Source organism: Pseudomonas asgharzadehiana (assembly GCF_019139815.1).
Taxonomy (GTDB): Bacteria; Pseudomonadota; Gammaproteobacteria; order Pseudomonadales; family Pseudomonadaceae; genus Aquipseudomonas; species Aquipseudomonas asgharzadehiana.
Genome location: NZ_CP077079.1, coordinates 2,063,635 through 2,087,287, shown reverse-complemented (window position 1 = coordinate 2,087,287; position 23,653 = coordinate 2,063,635). Strand labels below are relative to the sequence as shown.

21 protein-coding genes, 6 tRNA genes and 1 pseudogene are annotated in these 23,653 nt (G+C 61.6%); 8 read left to right on the top strand and 20 right to left on the bottom strand.

The genetic code is table 11. The annotated features are described in order from the left end of the window. Positions 1 to 6: 6 nt before the first annotated feature. Positions 7 to 939 carry a LysR family transcriptional regulator gene (locus tag KSS96_RS09685; RefSeq protein WP_017529779.1) on the bottom strand — a complete coding sequence of 311 codons (933 nt, stop codon included), beginning with the start codon at positions 937 to 939 and terminating at the stop codon, positions 7 to 9. Positions 940 to 1,027: 88 nt separating this feature from the next. On the opposite strand from KSS96_RS09685, the gene KSS96_RS09680 reads away from it, so the two are divergent. The 3 genes from KSS96_RS09680 to KSS96_RS09670 all read left to right on the top strand — a co-directional run bounded on the left by KSS96_RS09680 (position 1,028) and on the right by KSS96_RS09670 (position 5,467). Beyond that, a complete protein-coding gene (locus KSS96_RS09680; RefSeq protein ID WP_017529778.1) occupies positions 1,028 to 1,654 on the top strand; it encodes an alanyl-tRNA editing protein in 627 nt (208 codons plus the stop codon). A 125-nt stretch (positions 1,655 to 1,779) separates the two neighbouring features. Beyond that, positions 1,780 to 3,519: a dipeptidase gene (locus KSS96_RS09675; protein WP_135196745.1), complete on the top strand. Its 1,740-nt coding sequence runs from the start codon at positions 1,780 to 1,782 to the stop codon at positions 3,517 to 3,519. 208 nt (positions 3,520 to 3,727) lie between these two features. Continuing rightward, positions 3,728 to 5,467, top strand: coding sequence for a dipeptidase (locus tag KSS96_RS09670; RefSeq protein ID WP_065876921.1), 1,740 nt, complete (start codon positions 3,728 to 3,730; stop codon positions 5,465 to 5,467). A 70-nt stretch (positions 5,468 to 5,537) separates the two neighbouring features. Here KSS96_RS09670 and KSS96_RS09665 read toward each other — a convergent pair. The 6 genes from KSS96_RS09665 to KSS96_RS09640 form a co-directional block, all read right to left on the bottom strand. Beyond that, positions 5,538 to 5,613: transfer RNA gene (locus KSS96_RS09665), tRNA-Gly, on the bottom strand. Positions 5,614 to 5,616: 3 nt separating this feature from the next. Then, positions 5,617 to 5,692, bottom strand: a tRNA-Glu gene (locus KSS96_RS09660). A gap of 105 nt (positions 5,693 to 5,797) precedes the next feature. Further along, positions 5,798 to 5,873, bottom strand: a tRNA-Gly gene (locus KSS96_RS09655). Between the two features lie 3 nt (positions 5,874 to 5,876). After that, positions 5,877 to 5,952: transfer RNA gene (locus KSS96_RS09650), tRNA-Glu, on the bottom strand. Positions 5,953 to 6,057: 105 nt separating this feature from the next. Beyond that, a tRNA-Gly gene (locus KSS96_RS09645) sits at positions 6,058 to 6,133 on the bottom strand. 3 nt (positions 6,134 to 6,136) lie between these two features. Then, positions 6,137 to 6,212, bottom strand: a tRNA-Glu gene (locus KSS96_RS09640). Positions 6,213 to 6,570: 358 nt separating this feature from the next. Between KSS96_RS09640 and KSS96_RS09635 the strand changes: the two genes are divergently transcribed. After that, positions 6,571 to 7,341 carry a hypothetical protein gene (locus tag KSS96_RS09635; protein WP_026067464.1) on the top strand — a complete coding sequence of 257 codons (771 nt, stop codon included), beginning with the start codon at positions 6,571 to 6,573 and terminating at the stop codon, positions 7,339 to 7,341. A gap of 120 nt (positions 7,342 to 7,461) precedes the next feature. Next, positions 7,462 to 8,274, top strand: a complete 813-nt coding sequence (locus tag KSS96_RS09630) for an alpha/beta fold hydrolase (protein ID WP_017530383.1) — start codon at positions 7,462 to 7,464, stop codon at positions 8,272 to 8,274. A 36-nt stretch (positions 8,275 to 8,310) separates the two neighbouring features. On the opposite strand, the gene KSS96_RS28255 is transcribed toward KSS96_RS09630, so the two are convergent. From KSS96_RS28255 to KSS96_RS09615, 4 genes and pseudogenes are all read right to left on the bottom strand, one after another. Next, positions 8,311 to 9,153, bottom strand: coding sequence for a methyl-accepting chemotaxis protein (locus KSS96_RS28255; RefSeq protein ID WP_370737719.1), 843 nt, complete (start codon positions 9,151 to 9,153; stop codon positions 8,311 to 8,313). A gap of 15 nt (positions 9,154 to 9,168) precedes the next feature. Next, positions 9,169 to 9,369 (bottom strand): annotated as a pseudogene (locus KSS96_RS28250) (HAMP domain-containing protein); the annotation flags it as partial. 1,023 nt (positions 9,370 to 10,392) lie between these two features. Then, positions 10,393 to 11,805, bottom strand: coding sequence for an aminotransferase-like domain-containing protein (locus KSS96_RS09620; protein WP_017530385.1), 1,413 nt, complete (start codon positions 11,803 to 11,805; stop codon positions 10,393 to 10,395). A gap of 201 nt (positions 11,806 to 12,006) precedes the next feature. After that, complete coding sequence (locus KSS96_RS09615; protein ID WP_217856043.1) at positions 12,007 to 12,768, bottom strand: SDR family oxidoreductase; 762 nt, start codon at positions 12,766 to 12,768, stop codon at positions 12,007 to 12,009. A 226-nt stretch (positions 12,769 to 12,994) separates the two neighbouring features. On the opposite strand from KSS96_RS09615, the gene KSS96_RS09610 reads away from it, so the two are divergent. Then, entirely contained in the window at positions 12,995 to 14,002 is a 1,008-nt protein-coding gene (locus KSS96_RS09610; protein WP_017530387.1) for an NADP-dependent oxidoreductase, read from the top strand. A gap of 74 nt (positions 14,003 to 14,076) precedes the next feature. Here the strand turns inward: KSS96_RS09610 and pyrF are convergent, their stop codons facing one another. Continuing rightward, positions 14,077 to 14,775, bottom strand: coding sequence for an orotidine-5'-phosphate decarboxylase (gene pyrF / locus KSS96_RS09605; protein WP_017530388.1), 699 nt, complete (start codon positions 14,773 to 14,775; stop codon positions 14,077 to 14,079). Positions 14,776 to 15,034: 259 nt separating this feature from the next. Between pyrF and KSS96_RS09600 the strand changes: the two genes are divergently transcribed. Together KSS96_RS09600 and KSS96_RS09595 are read left to right on the top strand one after the other, a co-directional pair. Continuing rightward, entirely contained in the window at positions 15,035 to 15,799 is a 765-nt protein-coding gene (locus KSS96_RS09600) for a response regulator (protein WP_065878062.1), read from the top strand. Continuing rightward, positions 15,799 to 16,833, top strand: coding sequence for a sensor histidine kinase (locus KSS96_RS09595; protein ID WP_065878013.1), 1,035 nt, complete (start codon positions 15,799 to 15,801; stop codon positions 16,831 to 16,833). The genes KSS96_RS09600 and KSS96_RS09595 overlap by 1 nt, the downstream gene beginning before the upstream one ends. Positions 16,834 to 16,844: 11 nt before the next feature. Here the strand turns inward: KSS96_RS09595 and KSS96_RS09590 are convergent, their stop codons facing one another. The 8 genes from KSS96_RS09590 to KSS96_RS09555 all read right to left on the bottom strand — a co-directional run bounded on the left by KSS96_RS09590 (position 16,845) and on the right by KSS96_RS09555 (position 23,653). Next, positions 16,845 to 17,906, bottom strand: coding sequence for an AI-2E family transporter (locus KSS96_RS09590; RefSeq protein ID WP_017529287.1), 1,062 nt, complete (start codon positions 17,904 to 17,906; stop codon positions 16,845 to 16,847). 71 nt (positions 17,907 to 17,977) lie between these two features. Then, positions 17,978 to 18,796: a DUF4892 domain-containing protein gene (locus KSS96_RS09585; RefSeq protein WP_217856042.1), complete on the bottom strand. Its 819-nt coding sequence runs from the start codon at positions 18,794 to 18,796 to the stop codon at positions 17,978 to 17,980. A 102-nt stretch (positions 18,797 to 18,898) separates the two neighbouring features. Beyond that, positions 18,899 to 19,753: an alpha/beta hydrolase gene (locus KSS96_RS09580; RefSeq protein WP_017529289.1), complete on the bottom strand. Its 855-nt coding sequence runs from the start codon at positions 19,751 to 19,753 to the stop codon at positions 18,899 to 18,901. Beyond that, on the bottom strand, positions 19,750 to 20,553 hold the full coding sequence (locus KSS96_RS09575) for an alpha/beta fold hydrolase (protein ID WP_017529290.1): 804 nt from the start codon (positions 20,551 to 20,553) through the stop codon (positions 19,750 to 19,752). Before KSS96_RS09575 ends, KSS96_RS09580 begins: the two co-directional genes overlap by 4 nt. Positions 20,554 to 20,649: 96 nt before the next feature. After that, positions 20,650 to 21,093 (bottom strand): hotdog fold thioesterase, encoded by a 444-nt coding sequence (locus KSS96_RS09570; RefSeq protein WP_017529291.1) that lies wholly within the window; start codon positions 21,091 to 21,093, stop codon positions 20,650 to 20,652. Between the two features lie 31 nt (positions 21,094 to 21,124). Beyond that, a complete protein-coding gene (locus tag KSS96_RS09565; protein ID WP_116079445.1) occupies positions 21,125 to 22,774 on the bottom strand; it encodes an AMP-binding protein in 1,650 nt (549 codons plus the stop codon). Between the two features lie 85 nt (positions 22,775 to 22,859). Beyond that, positions 22,860 to 23,309, bottom strand: a complete 450-nt coding sequence (gene sixA, locus KSS96_RS09560; RefSeq protein ID WP_065878005.1) for a phosphohistidine phosphatase SixA — start codon at positions 23,307 to 23,309, stop codon at positions 22,860 to 22,862. Continuing rightward, entirely contained in the window at positions 23,306 to 23,653 is a 348-nt protein-coding gene (locus KSS96_RS09555) for a DUF4389 domain-containing protein (RefSeq protein ID WP_017529294.1), read from the bottom strand. The genes sixA and KSS96_RS09555 overlap by 4 nt, the downstream gene beginning before the upstream one ends.

Below are 23,653 nucleotides of genomic sequence, written 5' to 3'. Positions count from 1 at the left end.
GCGTTTCTACCGTCGACGCAATGTCGGCTCCTTCGCCATGCACTCCACCAGATAGTCGATAAACACCCGCAACTTCGGCGGCAGGTAGCGCGTGGGCGAATGCAGCAACCATGCGTCGCCATGGTAGGACGCAATAAAATCCCACCCTGGCAACACCTGGACCAATCGCCCCTCCTCCAGCGCATGACGCGCCGTAAAGTACGGCAGGCTAGCGATACCCACATGCTGCAACACCGCATCCAGCCGCACGCCGGTGTGATTCGCCGCATAGCGCCCGCGCACGCCGACGGTGACGGCCTTGCCGCCCTGACGAAATTTCCAGCGTGAGTCAGCCGGGGTTTCGCCAAGGTAAATGCAACTGTGCTGCAGCAAATCATGGGGATGCGCCGGCGTGCCGTGTTCGGCCAGATAGTGCGGCGTCGCGCAGAGCAAATGCTCGATCGGCAACAACTGTCGCCCCACCAGCCCCGGCGGCGGGCTGTCGGTAATGCGGATGCTCAGGTCGACGTTATCGTCGATCAGGTCCACATGCCGGTCTTCTAGGATTAACTGCACATCCACCTTGGGATAGCGCCGCAGGAACGCCGGCATATGCGGATGCACCACAAACCGCCCCACCGCCTTGGGCACGCTGACCCGCACCAGGCCCTCGGCTTCATGAGTGAACTGGCCACTGACCTCCATTACCGAGCGCGCCGCACTGACCATCTCCTTGCAGCGCTTGAAGACTTCTTCACCGCCTTCGCTCAGGCGCAATTTGCGCGTGGTGCGTTGCAGCAAGCGCGTGGCCAGGGCCTTCTCCAGGCGCGAAATACTGCGGCTCACCGCCGACGGCGAAACGCTCAACTGTCGCGCCGCTTCGGAGAAGCTGCCGGTTTCCACCACTTTGACGAAAATTGCCATTTCGCCCAGTAGCGGCAAAGGAAGATTGATGCTCATGACGCATAGGTCCATTGATAATTGCGCGGATTATCACTCATCGGCGCACTATTTATACTGCCCACAGAACCCTGATGCGGATGTAGAAATGACCGAGCGCCTGTTTTTCACCCATGACCACCTGACCGCCGAACTTGAAGTGATCAGTTGCATACCCCGCGAGGGCCAGTTTGCGGTGATCCTGCGGTCGACGATTTTTCACCCGCAGGGCGGCGGCCAGCCCTTCGACACCGGCCAGCTCGGCGAAAGCAACGTACTGCGCGTGGCCCTTGAGGCCGATTGCGTGGTGCATTACCTCGACCAACCCGTGGCGCCCGGGCCAATCACCGTGCGCGTCGATGCACAACGCCGCGCCCTGCATAGCCGCCTGCATTCGGCCGGGCACTTGATCGGCAACGCTGGTGAAACCCTGGGCTGGAAGCCGATCAAGGCGCACCACTGGCCAGGTGAAGGCAAAATCACCTTTATCCGCGGCGAGGCCGCTCAAGCGATGAATGCCGAAGTGATTCAACAGCAAGTCAACCAATGGATCGCGGCGGACTTCCCACGCCATACGGCCCTGGAAGACGGCACCCGTGAAGTGGGCTTCGGTGAATTGCCCGTCTATGCCTGCGGCGGTACCCACGTGCAAACGCTCAGCGAATTGGGCCAAGTGACGATCCTGGCCTTATCAGAGAAAAAGGGCGCACTGTCGGTGCGTTACACCCTCGATTGAGGGGTGTGGCCATACCCTGGCCAGCCTTGACCATGGCCACCCGAGTAGTGGTAGTGTGTAGAAATGTTTCTGACAGATCGATCAGAAACGCCCTACTCCCACCTTGCAAAGGAATGCTTTCAACAATGCACTTTCCACTCAAGCAATTGGCGGCGGCCACCCTGTTCGCGGCTGGCCTTTCGTTAGTGACCTCGCCCGCCTTCGCTAATATCACGCCGTCACAAAGTACGGCGATTCTCAAACAGTTCAACGAAACGTCCGTCACCGATTTTCGTGGTTTCCTCGGCACCCTGGCCAAGGGCGACCTGGGCAAAACCGATGACGTGGGCCCGGCGATCGGCGCCTTCCTCGATAACCAAACCTTGAGCGCCGACCAGCAAAACGAGATCAACCGCCTGCTGGGCATTTATACGCGGGTGAAATACGGCAAGGCAGCCCTGGAAACCCTGCGCGAGCTGGTGGAAATTCCGACGTTCAATGTGGACGGCGTGCCGCAATACCAAAACCCGGAGTTCCTCAAGATCGCCGACAAGATCCAGGCCCTGGCCAAGACCTTCAACCTGGACTTCCGCAACGTCGATAACCGCGTGTACGAAATCTCGCTGGGAGGCAGCGGCGACGAAGTGGTCGGCATTCACGCACACGCCGACGTAGTGCCGGTGACGCCGGAAAACTGGGTGCTCAAGGACGGCACCAAACTCGACCCGTTCAAGGTCACGTTGATCGGCGACCGCATGTACGGTCGCGGCACCGAGGACGACAAGAACGGCATCGTGGTAGCGATGTACGCGATGAAGGTGATCAAAGAAGAAAAGCTGCCGCTGGCGCGCCACTTCAAGCTGCTGGTGGACACCACCGAGGAGACCTCCGGCGACGCGATCCCTTATTACTTTGAACACAACCCCACACCGCAATACAACCTGGCGCTGGATGGCGGCTACCCGGTGGTGATTGCCGAGAAGGGGTATGGCACCGTCATGGCCACGTTCCCGCGTCGCACGGGCGAAGGCAAAGGTGCAGAAATCGTCGCAATGACGGGCGGCATGGCGACCAACCAGATTCCGTCGGCCTCGGTCGCCACCTTTATCAGCGACACGCCTGCGCAATTGGCGGCCAGCCTGCAAACGGCCGGCACCGAATACGCCAAGCGCAACGGGGGCGACTTCGAGGTCACCGCCAAGGTCGATGGCAAGGACGTCAAACTGACCGTCACCGGTGTGTCGGCCCACTCCTCCGAGCCGGAATCCGGTATCAACCCGGTGGCGCGCATGCTGGAGCTGATCCACAGCGTCGACGGCAAGATCGCCCTCAAGCACAACCACATCACCGACGCTGCGCGGTATGCGTCCGATAACTGGGGCCTGGATTATCTGGGCGGTAAATTGGGCGTGGGTTTCTCCGATGAATTCATGGGGCCATTGACCACCTCACTGACCTTTGTCGGCCTGGATGACAACACTTTCAAGCTGGCGGTGAACCTGCGGGTGCCGAAGGGCAAGTCCCCGGAGAAACTCAAGGCCCAGATCGCCGAGAAGCTGAGCGCCTGGGACAAGCAGACCAAGGTCAACGTGAACTTCACTTACTCGGTCGCCGAGCCGATGTTCCGCAACCCGGAAGGTGAATGGGTGAAGGCCTTGCTCGCGGTAGCCAGTGAAAACCTGGGCATGGAACACAGGTTCGGCACCTCGGCCGGCGCAACCTCGGTGCATGAGCTGCCGAACGGCGTGCAATTCGGCCTGGCGCGGCCGGAGGTGAAGTACACCGGGCATACCGACAATGAGTTCAAGACGGTCGAGCAGTTCTTGCTGGACCTGCAGATCGTCACGGAAATGATGGGGCGTGTGGGGCAGTTGCCGAAACTCTGAAACCTCTGCTCTCACCCATATGAAAACGCCGCTCCCCCTCAGAGCGGCGTTCTTGTCTGGGCAGAACATGCGTAGGAAACCTCCTGTTTTGCTCGACCTCAGCCCCTATGAGTCTTTCAGGCTGCTGTTCGACACCACTTTCCATGGCATTGGGTGCTAGTTTCGACAGGCCTCTCCAACTACCTACGCAGATAGGAGTGCCATAATAATGAACAACCCACTCAAAGCACTGCTCGCCGCCACTGCGCTCGCCGGCAGCCTTTCAACATTCTCCCTGCCCACATACGCCAACATTACCCAGCAGCAGAGTTCAGTCATTCTCTCGACTTTCAGTGAGACATCGTTCACCGATTTTCGTGAGTTCCTGAGACGCCTGGGCACCAGCAGCCTCGCCGTCAGCCAAACACTCGCACCGGCAATCAATGCCTTCCTCGATGCCAAGGACCTTACCAACGAGCAGCAAAACCAGCTTCATCGACTGCTTGGCTTGTATGCACGACTCAAATACCGTGATGCAGCCATCGATACCCTGGGTGAACTGGTGGCCATCCCAACCTTCCGCGTGGAAGGCGTCGCTCAGCATGAAAATCCCGAGTTCCTTCGGTTCGCCTACACCCTCGAACGCATTGCCCGATCGTTCAACCTGACATTTCGCAACGTCGACAACCGCGTATATGAAATATCCTTGGGCGATAGCGGCAACGAGGTCGTGGGAATCCATGCGCATGCCGACGTGGTACCAGCCAATCCAGAGGACTGGGTGCTTGAAGACGGCACACGCCTCGATCCATTCCAGGTTACTCAGGTAGGTAACCGCCTGTATGGCCGAGGCACGGAGGATGACAAAAACGGGATCGTCGTGGCGCTATATGCAATGAAAGTCATCAAGGAAGAACAACTGCCGCAGGTACGCAGTTTCAAACTACTGGTGGATACCACCGAGGAGATCGCCGGCGATGCGATCGCCTACTACTTTTCACGCAACCCAACCCCCAACTACAACATCGCACTCGATGGCGGCTATCCCGTGGTGATCGCCGAGAAGGGCTACGGCACGCTAGTTACCCATTTCCCCCGGCGCGACGCACAGGGCAAGGGCGCCGAAATCACCTCCGTGACGGGAGGACTTGCCGCGAACCAGATCCCGCGGACGGCCGTCGCGACTTTTGCCGATGACAACCCGGCACAATTGGCGGCCGTCCTGCAAAAGACTGGCGCCGACTATGCCAAGGGCAATGGCGGCGACTTCGAGGTGACCGCCGAGGTCGTCGGCAAGGACGTCAAGCTAACGGTTACGGGGGTTGCGGCCCATTCCTCGGAACCCGAGTCAGGTGTAAACCCCGTCGCCAGGATATTGGGCCTGATCCACGAGTTGGCGGGAAAAATCGCCCTCAAGCGCAACCACATCACTGACGCAGCGCGCTACGCCACCGACAACTGGGGCCTGGATTATCTGGGCAACAAACTGGGGATTGGCTTTACCGATACATTCATGGGGCCACTGACCACCTCCTTGACCTATATCGGTATGGACGAAAGAGCTTTCACCGTGACGGTCAATCTGCGAGTGCCGAAGGGCAGGGCCACAGAAGCACTCAAAACCGATATCGATGAAAAGCTGCAAGCCTGGAGCCAACAGACCGGGGTGGCGATGACCATCGATTGCTCGATTGCCGAGCCGATGCACCGCAACCCCGAGGGTGAATGGGTCAAAGCATTGCTGGCCGTGGCCACCGAGAACCTTGGCATGGAGCCCAAGTTCGGCGCGTCCGCAGCCGCTACATCGGTCCATGACCTGCCCAACGGCGTGCAATTCGGCCTTGCCAGACTCGATACCAAATATACCGGCCACACCAACGGTGAATTCAAGACAGTCGACCAGTTCCTCCTGGATTTGCAGAACGTGACCGAGATGATGGGGCGAATCGGGCAAATGCCCAAGCTCTGACGACGAGGTCTTTATAAATCAAGCACAAACAAAAACGCCGATCATCACTGATCGGCGTTTTTGTTGAATATGGAGCGGGAAACGAGACTCGAACTCGCGACCCCGACCTTGGCAAGGTCGTGCTCTACCAACTGAGCTATTCCCGCAAATGGCGTCCCCTAGGGGACTCGAACCCCTGTTACCGCCGTGAAAGGGCGGTGTCCTAGGCCACTAGACGAAGGGGACACGCTACTGAAACACATGGTGTGTATCTCAGTGCCCAGAGGCCTCGCCCGAAGACGTGGCCCTGGTTTCACTCAATGTCGCCCAAAGGCAACACTGCTTAAAATTTGGAGCGGGAAACGAGACTCGAACTCGCGACCCCGACCTTGGCAAGGTCGTGCTCTACCAACTGAGCTATTCCCGCAAATGGCGTCCCCTAGGGGACTCGAACCCCTGTTACCGCCGTGAAAGGGCGGTGTCCTAGGCCACTAGACGAAGGGGACACGCTACTGAAACACATGGTGTGTATCTCAGTGCCCAGAGGCTTCGCCCGAAGACGTGGCCCTGGTTTCACTCAATGCCGCCCAAAGGCAACACTGCTTAAAAATTGGAGCGGGAAACGAGACTCGAACTCGCGACCCCGACCTTGGCAAGGTCGTGCTCTACCAACTGAGCTATTCCCGCATATGGCGTCCCCTAGGGGACTCGAACCCCTGTTACCGCCGTGAAAGGGCGGTGTCCTAGGCCACTAGACGAAGGGGACACACGTACAACATTCACTACTCAACGCGTTTTGCTGTGTGCTTTACGCTTTAAGTGGCGCGCATTCTATGGATGGATTGGTAGATCGTCAACCCCCAAGGATAAATTTATTAAAATCAATGACTTCGCCTGCGTTTGCAGGCTTTCATGGGCATTCTGCCCGTCCAGGCCTTGGCGCCTATATTCTGGCGCACGACAAGACGTTATAGTTCGCTCAAGCAAATGATGGCAATGTGCATCCATGCAGGGAGCGCGTACCTATATAGAAGAAACTACCTGGGCAATTGGTCGATCAGTCCTATCCGATAGCTGGCCCAGTCACTACACTCCACTGTAAACCCTATAAAGAGGTCACACCGGTGACACCACTCATGATCACCCTGCTGGTAATAGCCGGGATCGCAATACTGATCGCCATTGGCTACATGAACCACGTGGTGGAAAACAACAAGCTGGAAAAACAACGCACCGTGATCGAGCTCAACGATCGCATGCGTCGTTGCGGTGAAATCACCGAGACGTTCCCTGGCCAATTCATGACCCCGGCGCTCAAACTGTTGTTGACCCGCCTGGAGCTCAACGTCAACCAGCGCCTGTTAAACCTCAACAAGACCAGCGCAGCTCACAAGGCGCGCATCACCGAGTTGAGCGCGCTGGTGGCCCAGGGCGAGTCCATTCCGGTAAACAACCCACCCACGCCGATCCAGACCGAAGCCAAGGCCAAGGACGTACGCTTTTTGCTCGAAGCCCTGCATGGCCAGGTCACTCGCGCCGCCCAGGACGGTTTCCTGCCGGCAAACGAAGCCAAGCACTGGATCAAGGAAATTCGCCATATCCTGGTGCTGCTGCACATCGAGTTCTTCAATAACCTCGGCCAGCACGCCTTGCAGCAGGGTCAGCCGGGCCAGGCGCGCCTGGCCTTCGAGCGCGGCGCGCAATACCTGCGCAAGCAACCGGAGCCTGTGCTCTATAGCGCGCAGCTGCAGCAGCTGGAAGCCCAACTGGCGCGTACCAACGCTACCGTGCTGGCAAACAGCCAACAGACGATAGAAGAAGCCAGCGAATTGACCGAGGGCATGAAAGAGGTCGAGGCCGACGCCGAGTGGAAAAAGAAAGTCATCTACGACTGACCAAGCCTCCCCTCGTGGTGAGCCCTGCTCACCACGAGATGCCATCACTTTGCACCTATCCCCTTGCCCAAGACTCGCGTAAAAACATGCCCCTCACTCCGTGAAGTTAGAGGTCGTGCCATGCCTTTCGCCGTGATTGATGGACAACCGCTGCACTATATCGACCAGGGCACAGGCCCCGTGGTCCTGCTGGGGTCAAGCTACCTGTGGGACCGCCATATGTGGGCACCGCAGATCGAGGCCCTGTCGCAACAGTACCGCGTCATCGTTCCCGAGCTGTGGGGGCATGGCGAATCGGGCCCGCTGCCCACGCACACCCACTCCCTCGACGACCTTGCGCGCCAGGCCCTGGCGCTGCTGGATCAGTTGGACATCGCGCAAATCAACCTGGTTGGCCTTTCGGTGGGGGGCATGTGGGGCGCGCGTCTCGCATTCTTGGCGCCCGAGCGCATCAACAGCCTGGTGCTGATGGACACCCACCTCGGGGCCGAACCCGAAGCCACGCGCCAATACTACTTCTCGCTGTTCAAGATGATCGAAGACGCCGGCGCCATTCCTGAGCCGTTGCTGGATGTGATTGCCCCCATCTTCTTTCGCCCGGGTATAGACCGCGAATCGGCGCTGTATCAGGATTTTCGCTCGTCGCTGCAAGGCTTCCCACGGCAACGCCTGCTGGACAGTATCGTGCCATTGGGCCGCCTGATCTTCAGTCGCGAGGATGTACTCAAGCAACTGCCGAGCCTGGACCGCGACACCACATTGGTGATGTGCGGCGAGCAGGACAAGCCGCGCCCCCCGCACGAGTCCGAGGAAATGGCCGAACTGATCGGCTGTACCCTGACATTGATTCCAGACGCCGGGCATATCAGCGCACGGGAAAACCCGGACTTCGTCAACGAAGCCCTGCTGACCTTCCTCGCCAACCACGCCTGACCACCCTCGCCTTTGCTCACCGCTCCCCGGCGGCGATCAGAGGCGGAAGTGCCCCACCATCCCCTTGAGCTGCGCCCCCAACTGCGCCAGTTGGATGCTGGACGCGGCGTTACCCTGCATGCTCAACGCCGACTGATCGGCGCTGGCACGGATACTGGTGACACTGCGGTTGATCTCTTCGGCCACCGAGCTTTGCTCTTCGGCCGCGGCGGCGATCTGCTGGTTCATCTGTTGAATCAATGACACCGCCGCCGCGATGCTGCCCAAGGCACTTTCTGTTTCCAGGGCATCACTGACCGCCAACTTCACCAGTTCGCCACTTTGCTGGATCTGTTGCACCGACGACTGCGCCGCGCTGCGCAAGGTGCTGACCAGCCTCTCGATTTCTTCGGTCGATTGCTGAGTCCGCTTGGCCAGCGCCCGGACCTCATCGGCGACCACGGCAAAGCCACGGCCTTGCTCACCTGCACGGGCGGCCTCGATGGCTGCGTTCAAGGCCAGCAGGTTAGTCTGCTCGGCCACGCTCTTGATGACGCTCAACACCGTGCCGATGTTCTGGATTTCGGCGCTGAGGCTTTGGATGCTGGCACTGGCACTGGTGCTCGAATTGGCCAGCAACTCGATGCGCTGCAAACTCTGGCGGACCACTTGTTGGCCGCTGTCAACCTTGTCGTCCGCCGTCTGCGCGGCTTGCGCGGCCTCTTCGGCATTGCGCGCCACGTCGTGCACGGTAGCGGTCATCTGGTTCATCGCCGTGGCCACTTGCTCGGTTTCTTCCTTCTGGCTGCTGACCTCGACATTGGTCTGCTCGGTGACGCTGGACAACGAATGCGCCGAGCTGGCCAATTGCTCAATGCCAGCTTGCAGCCCACTGACCATATCGCTCAAGCCGTTCCCCATCTGTTGCATCGCCTGCATCAACTGCCCGATTTCATCCCGGCGGCTGACCTCCATGCGCCCACTCAGATCACCGGCTGCGATTTGCTGCGCCACCGCGATCACACTGCGCAGCGGCGCGACGATCAGGCGCGTAATCACCCAGGCCGCAATCAACCCCACCAGCAACGCCAACGCCGACGACCCGATGATCAACATCGCGCTTTTCTTCAGTTGTGCCCGCATCGACACATCTTCAGCGTCATAGGCCTGGTTGACCCGGCTGACCACTTGGTCGGCCCGATCATGCAACTGTTTGTAGACGACCTTTTCCTGCGCCAGCAGGCCGGTGTATTCGCCCAGTTTCTCGCTGAAGGCGGCGATATGCCCCGAGACTTCGCCGAGTACCGTCTGGTAGCCAGGGTCCTTGACCGCGGTTTTCAGCTGTTCCACCTGAGCCAGGGCTTGATCGGCCTGCTCGATCTTGCCTTGCTCGGCGTCATCCGCATCGACCCTGCGGCTCTGGTCCAGGCGCACGTGGGCTTCGTTCATGGCCTGCAGCATCAAACGCGAGACCTGACTGACCTGGCCGGCCTGCTCGATAAACTCGGCGCCCTCCTTGCCTTGGCTTTCCTTGAGACCATAGGCGCCGTCGTCCGCCAGCCCGGCCTGCAACACGTCGAGGTTATTGGCCACACTGGACACCGACCAACTGGCCATTTCCAGGGCCAGGTCCTTGGTCTGGGTCAGTTCGACAAACTCGTCGAACGCCTTGCGGTAGGCGGCCAGAGCCTGCTCTACATCCGTCATCACCGGCACATTCGCCGCAGACTGGGCCTTGAGGCTGGCCGCCTGCGCGGCCAGGGCATCGATACTTTCATGCAAGGCATCGACCGCCTTGGGGTCGGCATGCAATGCATAGTCCTGCTCGATCAGGCGCACCTTGAACAAACCGCTGTTGAGCGACGACATGGCCTTGAGGTCTTCGAAACGCTGACCAACGGTTTGCAATGACCACACGCCGATAGCCGCTACCAAGGCCGTCAGCAGCAGCACCAGAGTGAATCCAAGAGCCAGTTTTTTCGCCATACCGAGGTTGGCGAAACGTCGTTGCACGCCCGAAATCATTGCACGTGATCCTCTTGCAATGGCAGATGCCATCAAGCCCGATTGACAAGACACGAGATTCGCAACGACCAGGCCATCAACACAAGGCGTCGGCGCCACAATAATGGCAAAAAGCTACACGATCGTCGTTTTCAGGATGGTCGAGGTCGATCTGGCAGGTGCCATGGCACGGAACAAGGCCAAGGCCCGCTGATCAGCAGCATAGGCCACATTTATACGCAGCCACTCACTGTGTTCACCGGTCGGGCTGAACAGCGCCCCAGGCGACAGCAGCACCCCCAGCCGTCGGGCACAGGCTTGTAGCCGCGACAGCTCACTCTCGGCCGGTCGCGCCCATAACAACATGCCGCCGGCGGGCACGGCGAACACCTCCCATTCTTCGTCCTCCAGCACTTGCAACGTGGCGGTCATTTCCGTGCGCAGCCGCTTGCGCAAGCGCTGCACCCACTTGCGGTACGTACCATTGGCCAGCAGCGCGGCGACCACTGCTTCGGCAAACCGCGAAGTGCCGAAACCGGTCAACGTCTTGAGGCTGACCAACTGCGCGATGATCGCCGCGCTGGCACAGAGGTAGCCCACGCGCAACGCGCTGCTCAGGGTCTTGGAAAAACTTGCGATGTAGATCACGCGATCGCCATGGGGCAGCGCCGAAAGCCGTGTGCAGCTGGCGTGCTGCAGATCCCCGTAGACGTCTTCTTCAATGATCAGGAAGTTGTCGCGATGGGCCAGCTCCAGCAAGCGCTCGGCCACCGCCCGACCGAGGCTGGTCCCGGTGGGGTTGTGATACAGGCTGTGAATGAACAGGCATTTGGGGCGATGCTGCTGCAACAGCGTTTCCAGCGCCGGCAGGTCCGGGCCGCCTCGGGTGCGCGGCACTTCCAGCAGGTGCACGCCCTGGAACGCCAATTGCCGATAGAGGTTGCCATACCCCGGCGTTTCCACCACCACGCTGTCACCGGCCCGAAGTAACGTGCGTATCAACAGGTCCTGGGCATGGCTGGCGCCTGCGGTCGTGAGGATGCGATCAAGGCTGGTGGCGATGTGAACCCGGGTAAGGTGCTTGAGCAGTTGCTCGCGCAGCACGGGCAAACCCAACGGGGTGCTGTAGTTGAACAGGCCCGCCGTGTCGGAGCGGGTGACTTCACGAATGGCATAACTGATGTCATCGCTTTCATGCCAGGTATCCGGCAGCCAGCCGCAGCCGAGTTTAAGCTCGCCCACGGGGTTATCGGCAAACGCCCCCCAATCGCGCTCCGCGCCCTCATACCAGTGGCCCTCGTGCGAGACAGGCGGCTGGGCCACCACAAACCCCGAGCCCTGCCTCGGTGCCAGCAACCCTTGAGCGACCATCCGCTCGAAGGCCTCGATGACGCTGGATTGGCTAAGCAGGTTATCCAGGGCCACCTGCCGGATGGACGGCAGGCGCGTGCCGGGACTCACCCCGTCCTTGCGGATCCATTGCGCCACCGCGCTGACGATTTGCTGCACCACCGGTACAAGGGCTTGTCGATCGATCCCTAAATCCATGAGCCACTCACTTCAACTGTCTGATTTCAACCCGAAGAGTTAAGCACAGAAGCCCGTAGTGGCCGGCGGCAAAAATCTATTAAATTATTGATTTTATTAGCTTATTTACCTAATGATACACATTCGATCACAGCGTTTTGCCAGCTTTGGAAAAGCCCCACAGCACCCCAGACTTTTTCGAATAGGGTGCGGCGCAAGGTCCTAGATCGCCGTCGCGCCACCGTCGACCGCCAGGGCGTGGCCGGTGGTGAACGCAGCGCCATCGCTGCACAGGTACAACACGGCGCTGGCGATTTCCTCGACTTTGCCGATCCGCCCAACCGGGTGCATGGCCGCAGCGAATTCGGCCTTGCGGGGGTCGGCCTCATAGGCGCGGCGGAACATATCGGTGTCGATCACCGCCGGGCACACCGCGTTGACGCGGACTTTCTTCTTCGCATACTCGATGGCCGCCGACTTGGTCAGGCCGATCACGGCGTGTTTGGAAGCCGCATAAATGCTCATTTTCGGCGCCGCGCCCAAGCCCGCCACCGATGCGGTATTGACGATGGCACCGCCGCCCTGGGCCAGCAGCAACGGCAACTGATACTTCATGCACAGCCACACCCCCTTGACGTTGACGCCCATGATGGCGTCGAACTCATCCAGGCTGCCGTCCGCCAGCTTGCCTTTCTCAATCTCGATCCCGGCGTTATTGAAGGCGTAGTCAAGACGGCCATAGGCGTTGACGGTTTGCGCCATCAGTTGTTGCACGTCCGCCTCCAGCGTGACATTGCAGCGCACGAACAGGGCCTCACCGCCAGCTTGCCGGATCAACGCCACAGTGCCCTCGCCGCCCGCCACATCCAGGTCGGCAACCACGACCTTCAAACCTTCTGCGGCGAACGCCAGCGCGGTGGCGCGGCCAATACCGGCGGCGGCGCCGGTCACCAGGGCGACCTGGCCGAAAAACGTCATGCTCATGGGAATGTCCTGTGGAAGAAATAGCGGTGGCGCGAGTCTAGCCAACGCCGGGACTTGCACGTCAGCACTATCAAACGGCCGGTTAGCGCTGCATGAGTGCTGGTGATAAGCCGCCAGGGCCGACTATCAATGACACCTATCGACAAGCATTCGCCCCCAGCACGAACCTTGCCCGCAGGCCCTGGAAGGTCTATCACTCATGCTTCATTTCTAAAGAGCCGCTGCCATGACCGCCCAGACCAATCGCCAATTCCTGCTCGCCAAACGCCCGGTCGGCGCAGCCACCCGGGACACCTTCACCTACCAGGAAGTGCCGGTGGGCACGCCGGCGGACGGGCAAGTGTTGGTACACAACGAATACCTGTCCCTCGACCCGGCCATGCGCGGCTGGATGAATGAGGGCAAGTCCTACATTCCGCCCGTCGGTATCGGCGAAGTCATGCGCGCGTTGGGCGTGGGTAAAGTAATTGCGTCGAACCACCCCAACTTCGCCGTCGGGGACTACGTGAACGGTGCCCTGGGCGTGCAGGATTACTTCGTCGGCGAACCGCGGGGTTTCTATAAGGTTGATCCGTCACTGGCGCCTCTGCCCCGCTACCTGTCCGCGTTGGGCATGACTGGCATGACCGCCTACTTTGCCCTGCTGGACACCGGCGCGCCCAAAGCCGGCGAAACCGTGGTGATCTCCGGCGCGGCCGGCGCGGTGGGCAGCATTGCCGGGCAAATCGCCAAACTCAAGGGCTGCCGCGTGATCGGCATTGCCGGCGGTGCCGACAAGTGCAAGTTCCTGGTGGATGAACTGGGCTTCGACGCCGCCATCGACTACAAGAACGAAGACGTACCCGCCGCCCTCAAACGTGAATGCCCCAAAGGCGTGGATGTGTATTTCGATAACGTCGGCGGCGACATTCTCGACGCCGTGCTCAGCCGCCTGGCGCTGAAGGCACGGGTGGTGATTTGCGGCGCCATCAGCCAGTACAACAACAAGGAAGCCGTGAAAGGCCCGGCCAATTACTTGGCACTGCTGGTCAATCGCGCGCGCATGGAAGGCTTTGTGGTGATGGATCATGCGGCGAACTTTGCCGCTGCCGGGCAGGAGATGGCCGGTTGGATGGCCCAGGGCAAGCTCAAGAGCAAGGAAGACATCGTAGACGGGCTGGAGACCTTCCCGGAGACGCTGATGAAGCTATTCAACGGCGAGAACTTCGGCAAGTTGGTACTCAAGGTCAACTGAACCACCCTGGAACCTCTCAACAGGGGAGCGGGCTTGGCTCGCTCCCCTGTTTTTTTACCGCGTATGCCCCAAGGTCAGGCGATCTCGGCCACTACCGCCGCCAACGCCTTGGCCGGATCGGCCGCCTGGCTGATCGGACGACCGATCACCAGATAGTCGGAACCCGCGTCCAGCGCCTGGCGCGGGGTCAGGATACGGCGCTGATCGTCGTGGGCGCTGCCTGCGGGACGGATACCCGGCGTCACCAATTGCAACGACGGGTGAGCGGTCTTCAGCGCCTGGGCTTCCAGGGCCGAGCACACCAGGCCATCAAGGCCGGCTTTCTGTGCCAGGGCGGCCAGGCGCAGTACCTGCTCCTGGGGCTCGATGTCCAGGCCGATCGCCGCCAGGTCTTCGCGTTCCATGCTGGTCAGCACGGTCACGCCGATCAGCAGGGGCTTGGGGCCGCTGCGCTGTTCCAGCACTTCGCGGCAAGCACTCATCATGCGCAGGCCGCCTGAGCAGTGCACGTTGACCATCCACACGCCCATTTCGGCGGCAGCCTTGACCGCCATCGCGGTGGTGTTGGGGATATCGTGGAATTTCAGGTCGAGGAACACTTCAAAGCCTTTGTCACGCAGGGTGCCGACGATTTCCGCGGCGCAACTGGTGAACAGTTCCTTGCCGACCTTGACCCGGCAAAGCGCGGGGTCCAACTGGTCAGCCAGCTTCAGTGCGGCGTCACGGGTGGGGTAATCCAGGGCGACGATGATAGGAGTCTGGCAGACGGACATTGGGATGGGCTCTCAGGCAAGTCGAAATCGGCGCGGATTGTAGCGCAAGCGGCGCCGTTGCGGGATCCGATGATCGGTAAATACTGACCAAGCGCTACCCGGCGGGCATTGGCGGGCATTATGTCAAAGCCGATACATTCACGACATGCCCCCAACACGCCCCGCCGCTAGCCTCGCTCGCACGACCTACCGACCAGCACTTCCAGCCATGGGGCTGGGCGCCTATGCTGACCGCAACAACCAGGCAGACGATCGCACTATGCAGACCCCCTTTGTCCCAGTGAACGGCGAACAGAAAGGCGCGGTAATCGCCGATGAAAAACGTTGGAACACCCGCGCGCTGATCGTCGATGACGATGTGCCGATCCGCGAATTGCTGATCGACTACCTGGCCCGCTTCAATATCTTCGCCACCGGCGTCACTGACGGCACCGCGATGCGCCTGGCCATGCAGGCCGAAACCTTTGACGTGGTGGTGCTCGACCTGATGCTGCCAGGCGAAGACGGCCTGTCGCTGTGCCGCTGGCTGCGCGCGGAGTCGGATATCCCGATCCTGATGCTCACCGCCCGCTGCGAGCCCACCGATCGCATCATCGGCCTGGAGCTGGGCGCCGACGACTACATGTCCAAGCCGTTCGAGCCGCGCGAGCTGGTGGCGCGTATCCAGACCATCCTGCGCCGGGTGCGGGATGACCGTACCGAGCAACGCGCCAATATCCGCTTCGACAACTGGCGCCTCAACAGCGTGCTGCGCCAGTTGGTGGCCGACAACGGCCTGGTGGTGCCGCTGTCCAACGCCGAGTTCCGTCTGTTGTGGGTGTTTATCGAGCGCCCGCGCCGGGTGCTGAGCCGCGAGCAATTGCTGGATGCGGCCCGTGGGCGTTCCATCGAAGCATTTGATCGCAGCATCGACCTGCTCGTCTCGCGCCTGCGCCAGAAACTGGGGGACGACCCCAAGGCCCCGCAGTTGATCAAGACCGTGCGCGGCGAAGGCTATCTGTTCGACGCACGGGATATCGGTTGATGCGTGCGCCCTTCAACACACTGTTTGGTCGGTTGTTCGGCGTGTTGCTGGTGGCGATTGTGCTGGCCCATGCGCTGGCGTTCTTCTGGTTTCACCACTACGGGCAACCGCCTCCACCGCCGGAGCGTTTTATCGAGCAGCCGGGCGCGAGCAGCATGCCGCTGCGCGAAAAGCCCCCCCGCCCTTGGTTCGGCGGCCCGGTCGTGCCCCTGACCTTTCAATTTTTCTCGCTGATTATTGCGGCCTGGTACGGTGCCAAATTGTTGAGCCGACCGATCCAGCGCCTGAGCGAAGCGGCAGAACGCTTGAGCCTGGACCTCGACAGCCCGCCCCTCGACGAATCCGGCCCACGGGAAGCGCGCCAGGCAGCCTCGACCTTCAACCTGATGCAAAAGCGCATTCGCGAACAGGTCAGCCAGCGCGGGCGCATGCTCGGCGCTGTCTCCCACGACCTGCGCACTCCGCTGTCACGCCTCAAGCTGCGCCTGGAGCAGATCGACGATACAAAATTGCAGGGCCAGATGCGCCAGGACCTGGACGACATGATCGGTATGCTCGACGCCACCCTGAGCTACCTGCACGAACAGCGCACCAGCGAAACCCGACACTGGCTGGACGTGCAAGCCCTGGTGGAGTCGACGAGTGAAAACGCCCAGGACCAGGGGTCGGATGTGCAATTCACCGGCACCTGCGCCCCACTGCAGGTGCAGCCCATGGCCTTGCGCTCCTGCTTGAACAACCTGATCGACAATGCGTTGCGCTATGCCGGCACGGCACGTATCGAGCTGGCGGACAGCAGCGAAGCCTTGGTAATTCGGGTGATCGACCAGGGCCCGGGCATTGCCGCCGACAAGCGCGAGGCGGTGTTCGAGCCGTTCTATCGGCTCGAAGGCTCCCGCAATCGCAATTCCGGCGGCGTGGGTTTGGGCATGACGATTGCCAAAGACGCCGTGGAACGCCTCGGCGGCCGCCTGAGCCTGGAGGAGACCCCAGGCGGCGGCTTGACGGCGGTGATGTGGTTACCCCGCACCTGACCCGGTAGCCACTACGACGGTTTGTCTTCGCGGCGCCCCTGCGCCTGGGTGGCGCTCCAATCCGTCAGCAGGCTGTACGCCACGGCCAACAGGGTGGGGCCGATAAACAGGCCGATAAAGCCAAAGGCGATCAAACCGCCGAATACCCCGAGCAACACGATCACCAGCGGCAGGTTGCCGCCACGGCTGATCAGGTACGGCTTGAGCACGTTGTCCACGCCGCTGATGATGAACGTGCCCCACACGCCCAGGAACACCGCGTAGGTGTAGTCGCCCTTCCATGCCAGCCAGGCCGTGGCCGGGATCCACACCAGCGGCGGGCCCATGGGGATCAGGCTGAGCAGGAACGTGACGATCCCCAGCACCAGCGCGCCCGGCACACCGGCGATCAGGAAGCCGATCAGCGCCAGCACGGCTTGGGCGGCGGCGGTGCCGATCACGCCGTTGACCACCCGTTGCACCGTACCGGCCACCAGTTCGATGTAGTACCCCGCGCGGTCACCGATCAGGCGCTCCAACAGGCGGTGCACGAACATCGCCAACCGTGGGCCATCGCGATAGAAAAAGAATACGAACACCAGGCTCAAGGTCAGTTCAAGGATGCCGCCGCCGATCTGCGCACTGCGCGCCAGCAACCAGTTGCCCACCTGGCCCAGGTAAGGCTTGAGGCTGACCATCAACGCCGCACCCTGCTGATCGATGCTGTTCCACATCCCGACCAGGCGCTCCCCCACAAAAGGGATCGAACCCAGCCAGGTCGGCGCCTCGGGCAGGCCGTCGACCTGAATATCCTTGATCAATGCCACGGCGTCGCGCACATGGTCCGCCAGGTTGAACCCCAGCCACACCAGCGGCACCGCCACCAGCAGCATCCAACCCAGGGTCAGGATGCCGGCCGCCAACGATTCGCGGCCGCCCAGCCAGCGCGTCAGCAGCACCATCAGCGGCCAACTGGCAAATGCCAGTACCGCGCCCCAGAACAGCGCCGACCAAAATGGCGCCATCACCCAGAAGCTGGCACCAAACAACACCAGCAGCAGGATTTGCACCAGCAGGCGATCGTTATTGAGCATGGGTATCTCGAGAAGAAGACTGTAGGAAGAGAGCTTAGGCGAACGGCGCGGGTCCGTTCGCCTGGTAGCGGTCAGCGTATCAGATGCAGGTGCAGGCCTTTGGTTTCAGCGGTACCGGTTTCCAAACGGGCGGCGCGCACGCCTGTGTCGACCAAGGCCTGGCGCCAGGCCTCGGCATGCGGGCCGGCCAGGCTGACGCGCAACGTGGTGTCGAGGTTCAAGCCACGGGAGATCAAGGTCAGCCAGGTGGCGTCCGGCTCTGCGCCGAGTGCGGGAAAGTCCAGCTCGCCGGTGCTTTTCAACTCGCGCAACAACGTCGCCGAGGTGGGCAACAGAGCCCCCAGCGGCGCGCTCGCGTTCATTTGCTCTACATGCAGATAGGCGCGGCGGTTACCGCGGGTGATGCCGTACAACGCTACCAAGGCATTGTCCTGCGGTGCGGCCAGACGCAGCAGCAGGTATTCCTGCTGGCCATCGGCACCCACCAACTTGGCGTTGCCGAAAATCTCGTTGGCCCACAGGCTGCTTTCGCCGCAATCGCGGGCCTGGCACCAGAACAACAGTTGCGCGCCGTTGGCCTGCAATGCCTCGCGGGTGGCGGTAAACGCAGCGCTGGAGCTGTGTTCGGCGGGCATTTCATAGGTAATGGCGGTGGTTTGGCCGCGCGCGGTGGCCTGGCCTTCATAACGCAATTGGCCGCTGATCTTGCGGATCGCGCCCATGGGGTAGATACGTTCTTTTTCTTCGGCGGGGCGGTAATCGACGATTTGCGCATCGACCTGACGGGCCACGGCAGGCAGGTCCTGGCTACCCGGTACGTCGGCGGCAAACACCCAGGGGCTGAGAAGGCTCAACCCGAAGATACGGACACATCCGTTACGCACGCTCATAAGATCAACGCGCCTTGGCCATCGTAGGTCGCAGCGGTGTTGAGATTGTTCATGGTTGACTCCCTTTCAATCCGCCCAGCCTCGGCAGTTGACCGCGCCAAGTCAAGGCGCGGAGAAGAACCGATTGAAACAGTCTGCAACAAGAACCGCACCGGGCTCATCATTCAGGTGCAAATGATGGCCACCTGGCAGCGTCGTCACGCTAAAGGGGAGCTGGGAAAGCAATTCCGGATGTTTCGCCAGCATGCCGTCGGCTGCCACCACCAACTGCGCAGGGCAAGCGACACGACGCACGAAAGCCATGGCCTGTTCGTCGGTCAGACGCATCGGCGAAGCCAGGGTCAAGCGGCTATCGGTGCGCCAGGTATAACCGCCCGGCACCGGCATCAAACCACGCTGGGCCAGCAGTTCGGCGGCTTCACGGCTGACGGCCACCAAGCCTTTCATCCTCGCCTCGACGGCGCGATCCAGGGTGGTGTACACCGGCTTGCGCTTGCCTTGCAGGTTCAATTGCGCCTGCAACGCCATGCCCAGGCGCTCGGCCGCGTTCTCGCCACTGGCCGTCGGAGGGATCACACCGTCGATCAACCCCAAGTGCGTGACCCGTTCCGGCAAGGCACCGGCCAGCACCAGAGAAACGATGGCGCCGAGGGAATGGCCAAGTAATGCAAAACGTTTCCAACCCAGTTGCTCGGCCACTTGCAACACATCGAAGACGTAATCCCACAATGCATAACCGGCGCCGGTTGGACGGTGCGCCGAATGCCCATGGCCCGCCATGTCCAGCGCCACGATGCGCAAGCCTTCGAGCTTGGGCGCCAGGCGCGCAAAGCTGTTGGCGTTGTCCAGCCAGCCATGCAGGGCGATCACCGGCACGCCATCCTCCGGGCCAGACAAATGCGCGGCCAATTCGATATGCGCCAGGCTCAGGCGGACTTCTTCGACCGGCGTGCTCATGCGCAACTGCGCTCGCGGGCCTGCCAGCGGGCGAACAGGGTCTTGATCAAGGTCGCCGTGTCTTGCGGACGTTCAAGCGGGAACATATGTCCGCCCGGCATGGTGAGCATCTCTCCCATCGGCAGGCGGTCTACGCCGCTGGCATGGTGACGCATCACCACGCGGCTCTGGCGGCCGCGCACCACCGCCAAGGGCACCTTCAACTGGCGTACCTGGCCGGGGCTGGTGTGGGGCACACCACGGTAAATGCTGATTTCAGTGGCCGGGTCGAAACGCAAACGCAGGCGATCACCCGCCTGGTACAGGCCATGTTGCAGGTAAGCCTCGAAGCAATCGGGGTCGAAGCCACGAAACAGTGTCTTGCCGGCGAAGTAACTGCGCGCGGCGTCCAGGTCGCTGAACTCCTCACGCCGGCCCAGGGTGCGCCCCGCCGGGGTCAGGCGGTCGATAAAGCCGAAACGCTTGGCCGCGCGTATCACCCAGCGGTCCGCACGGGTCAGTACCGGCGAGTCGAGCATTACCACCCCGCGATACAGTTGCGGCCGGCGCAGGGCCGCGTGCAAATGCAACACGCCCCCCAAGGAGTGGCCCACGCCCCATACTGGTTCCGGCTGTTGTTCCAGATGGTGGATCAATTCATCCACCAGGTTCTGCCAGTTATCGTCCACGGGAAACCTGGGGTCGTGGCCGTGCTGCGGCAAGTGAGCCACGCTGTATTGCGGGGCCAGGGCGGCAAACAGCTTGCCGTAGGTGGCCGATGGGAAGCCATTGGCGTGGGCAAAAAACACGTGCTGCGACATACCGGCCCCCTCTCCAAAACAAAAGTGGATTGTCACAACGCCAGGTCGGCACAGCAATGACTGTAACTGCCAGGAATGATGACACTCACGCCACGCCTATCGCGCCGGCGGGTTCTCGCCCAGGGGCACCACGGCCATGGTCAGGCGCGAAACGCAGTTGGCCTTGCCATCCTCGGTGGTCAGGCGAATGTCCCACACCTGGGTGGTGCGGCCGATATGGATCGCCTTGGCCACCGCCGTCACGCGCCCGCTGCGCACGCCGCGCAAGTGGTTGGCGTTCACCTCCAGGCCCACGCAGTAGAACTTGCTGGGGTCGATGCACAAGTAGGCGGCCATGGAACCGACGCTCTCGGCCAGCACCACCGAGGCGCCACCGTGCAGCAGGCCGTAGGGCTGATGGGTGCGGTGATCGACCACCATGCTGGCGGTCAGGGAGTCGTCGTCGAAGCTTTCAAAGCGAATATCCAGCAGTTCACCGATGGTGTTTTTCTGCGCGGCATTGAGCTGTTCGATATTCGGTTGGGTGCGCCACAGGCTCATGGGGGTAGTCCTTGTTGGTTTTATGATGGGCCTAATCCTGCCACACAACGGTCTCGGAACGCTCGCTCCAACGCTGCAATTGCGCGCCGTAGGTCGACTCGATGACGTTGCGCTTGATCTTCAAGGTTGGCGTCAGGAAGCCGTTTTCCACGCCCCAATTGTCGTTGACCAACACCAACTGACGCAGGCGCTCGTGCTTATCCAGCGCCTGGTTGACGTGTTCCAGCCAGCGCTCAAGGCTAGCGCGCAACGCTTGTCGGTCATGGCCTGCCGCCGACAGCACGCACAGCCCTATCGGCGCCGCGAGGCCATCACCCACCACGCACACCTGCTCGATGCTCGCATGTTCGGCCAGGCGGTTTTCGATCGGCGCCGGGGCCACATATTTGCCTTTGCTGGTTTTGAAGATCTCCTTGAGCCGCCCGGTCAGGCGCAGGCGGCCGTCGGCATCCTGCTCGCCTTTGTCGCCCGTGCGCAGGAAACCATCGGCAGTGAGTGTCTCAGCGGTTTTTTGCGGGTCTTTGAAATAGCCGAGCATGGTCGCGTCGCTGCGCACCTGCACTTCTCCCGACGGTTCGATCCGCACCTCGACGCTCGGGCACGGCGGGCCGATCCAACCGATTTTCTGCGCGCCCGGGCGGCACACATGGGAATAACCGCAGCTCTCGGTCATGCCATACACCTCAAGCACGTCCAGGCCCAGCCGCCAATACCAGCGCAGCAGGGCTTGCGGCACCGGCGCCGCGCCGGACAGCGCAATACGCAACGCATCCAGGCCCAAGCCGGCAAGCACCTTATGGCCAACGTACTTGCCGATAAACGGCAGGCGCAGCAAGGTGTCGAGGCGCTTCTGCGGGATCTTGGCGTACACCCCCATCTGGAATTTGGTCCAGATACGCGGCACGCCAAACAGCGCGGTCGGGCGTGCCCTGCGCAAGTCCGCCAGAAACGTGTCCAGGCTCTCGGCGAAAAACACGGTTTGCCCGGTATAGATCGCGGCCATCTCCACGAACATACGCTCCGCCACGTGGCACAGCGGCAAGTACGACAGCAAGCGGTCACCCTCCCCCAGGCCAAACAATTCGGCGCCGCGGGTAGCGGCGAAGCCCAGGGCACCGAAACTGTGCATCACGCCTTTAGGCAGGCCGGTGGTGCCGGAGGTATAGATGATGGTTGCCAGGTCGGCGGCCGCAGGCGCGGGGTTGTCCTGGATCGGCGGGCAGGCTTGGAGGTCGGCCCAGCTGAAGTCGAACGCGCCACCCGGGCACAGCGGCAGGCTGATGGTCGGCAAGCCGCCAGGTACGCCAGGGGCCATGGCGGGCCAATCGTCGAGTTTGCCGACAAACACCAGCGCCGCTTCGGAATGCCTGAGCACATGGGCAACCGAGTCAGCCGTGAGGTTGGGGTAAAGCGGCACCGAGACATGCCCGGCCATCCAGATCGCCAGGTCGGCGATGACCCAGTGCGCACAGTTTTTCGAGATCAGGGCAATGTGCGAACCCGCCGGCAATTCCCGCTCGCGCAGCCAGCGCGCAGCGCAACGGGCCTGGTGGCCTACTTCACTCCAGGTGAGCGTCTGCACCTTGCCCCCGCGAAGGGGCTGAACCAGAAAGCGCTGGCGCGGATGGCGCGCCTCACGTTCGAAGAAGACGTGCAACGGCAAACGAACAGCGACGGGCATGGGACGCGCTCCTTTGTGATCCGACCATAGCCAACCAAGCACTTGCTTGGTCTACGGTATAGCACACACAAAGCAGCGCCAGCGCCTAGGGGTTCTTCACGCTCACCAGGCTCATCAGCCCCGCCAGCGGGAAGTCGCCCTCCAATTCCGCCAGGCTGGCGGTGTACATCGGCTGCGGCTGGCGTTGATGGCCATGCTGCAAAAAGCTGATCAGGCTGCCGACCAATGGCTGATGGCTGACCAGCAGCACAGTGTCATCGGTCTCGAGTTTTTGCAGCACCTCCAGTGGGTTGCCCTCCGGGGTCAGCCACGGCACGGTGCGGACCTGAGGTTCAAAACCAAGGGCTTCGCGCACCAGTTGCGCGGTCTGCTGCGCCCGTACGTAGGGGCTGGCGATGATCGCCGTGATCGGCTGGCCGATCAGGTGCGCGGCGCTGCGCAGCACTTCGGCGCGGCCATGCTCGGTGAGGTTGCGTTCAGCGTCGCTAGGGGCATGCCCCTCGGCCTCACCGTGGCGCAAAATCCACAGCTTCACAGTTTCGGCTCTTCATCACGCACCGGGTGCGGCGCCGGCGGCACGCTGTGGGCGGCCTCGCCCTCCGGTGCGCGCGGGGTGGGCCAATCGGCGAAAGGCCAAGGCTTTTGTTCGCTGTGAAAGCTGCCGAAGCGGCCGATCTGCGCCAGGAACTGGCTGAGGCTGTCGCCGAAGTTCATCAGGCCCAGGCTCGGCGCGCCGTACACCAGGCGGTAGATCAATTGCACCACGACCAGCGCGCCAAGGAGGAACTGCGCCACTTGCCACACCAGGGCAAACACCAGCATCCAGAGAATGCGCAGAACAATGGATTCGTATTGGGGGGCTGCTTTCGGATCGTTCAT

Bases quoted from the DNA above. Each gene is read 5' to 3' on its own strand.
- pyrF (WP_017530388.1), bottom strand. From the start codon at position 14,775: ATGTCCGTCTGCCAGACTCCTATCATCGTCGCCCTGGATTACCCCACC.
- KSS96_RS09630 (WP_017530383.1), top strand. From the start codon at position 7,462: ATGCCTTTCGCCGTGATTGATGGACAACCGCTGCACTATATCGACCAG.
- KSS96_RS09685 (WP_017529779.1), bottom strand. From the start codon at position 939: ATGAGCATCAATCTTCCTTTGCCGCTACTGGGCGAAATGGCAATTTTC.
- KSS96_RS09675 (WP_135196745.1), top strand. From the start codon at position 1,780: ATGCACTTTCCACTCAAGCAATTGGCGGCGGCCACCCTGTTCGCGGCT.
- KSS96_RS09680 (WP_017529778.1), top strand. From the start codon at position 1,028: ATGACCGAGCGCCTGTTTTTCACCCATGACCACCTGACCGCCGAACTT.
- KSS96_RS09575 (WP_017529290.1), bottom strand. From the start codon at position 20,553: ATGTCGCAGCACGTGTTTTTTGCCCACGCCAATGGCTTCCCATCGGCC.
- KSS96_RS09615 (WP_217856043.1), bottom strand. From the start codon at position 12,768: ATGAGCATGACGTTTTTCGGCCAGGTCGCCCTGGTGACCGGCGCCGCC.
- KSS96_RS09555 (WP_017529294.1), bottom strand. From the start codon at position 23,653: ATGAACGATCCGAAAGCAGCCCCCCAATACGAATCCATTGTTCTGCGC.
- KSS96_RS09600 (WP_065878062.1), top strand. From the start codon at position 15,035: ATGCAGACCCCCTTTGTCCCAGTGAACGGCGAACAGAAAGGCGCGGTA.
- KSS96_RS28255 (WP_370737719.1), bottom strand. From the start codon at position 9,153: ATGGTCAGTGGGCTGCAAGCTGGCATTGAGCAATTGGCCAGCTCGGCG.
- KSS96_RS09610 (WP_017530387.1), top strand. From the start codon at position 12,995: ATGACCGCCCAGACCAATCGCCAATTCCTGCTCGCCAAACGCCCGGTC.
- KSS96_RS09570 (WP_017529291.1), bottom strand. From the start codon at position 21,093: ATGAGCCTGTGGCGCACCCAACCGAATATCGAACAGCTCAATGCCGCG.
- KSS96_RS09580 (WP_017529289.1), bottom strand. From the start codon at position 19,753: ATGAGCACGCCGGTCGAAGAAGTCCGCCTGAGCCTGGCGCATATCGAA.
- KSS96_RS09565 (WP_116079445.1), bottom strand. From the start codon at position 22,774: ATGCCCGTCGCTGTTCGTTTGCCGTTGCACGTCTTCTTCGAACGTGAG.
- KSS96_RS09595 (WP_065878013.1), top strand. From the start codon at position 15,799: ATGCGTGCGCCCTTCAACACACTGTTTGGTCGGTTGTTCGGCGTGTTG.
- KSS96_RS09590 (WP_017529287.1), bottom strand. From the start codon at position 17,906: ATGCTCAATAACGATCGCCTGCTGGTGCAAATCCTGCTGCTGGTGTTG.
- KSS96_RS09585 (WP_217856042.1), bottom strand. From the start codon at position 18,796: ATGAGCGTGCGTAACGGATGTGTCCGTATCTTCGGGTTGAGCCTTCTC.
- KSS96_RS09670 (WP_065876921.1), top strand. From the start codon at position 3,728: ATGAACAACCCACTCAAAGCACTGCTCGCCGCCACTGCGCTCGCCGGC.
- KSS96_RS09620 (WP_017530385.1), bottom strand. From the start codon at position 11,805: ATGGATTTAGGGATCGATCGACAAGCCCTTGTACCGGTGGTGCAGCAA.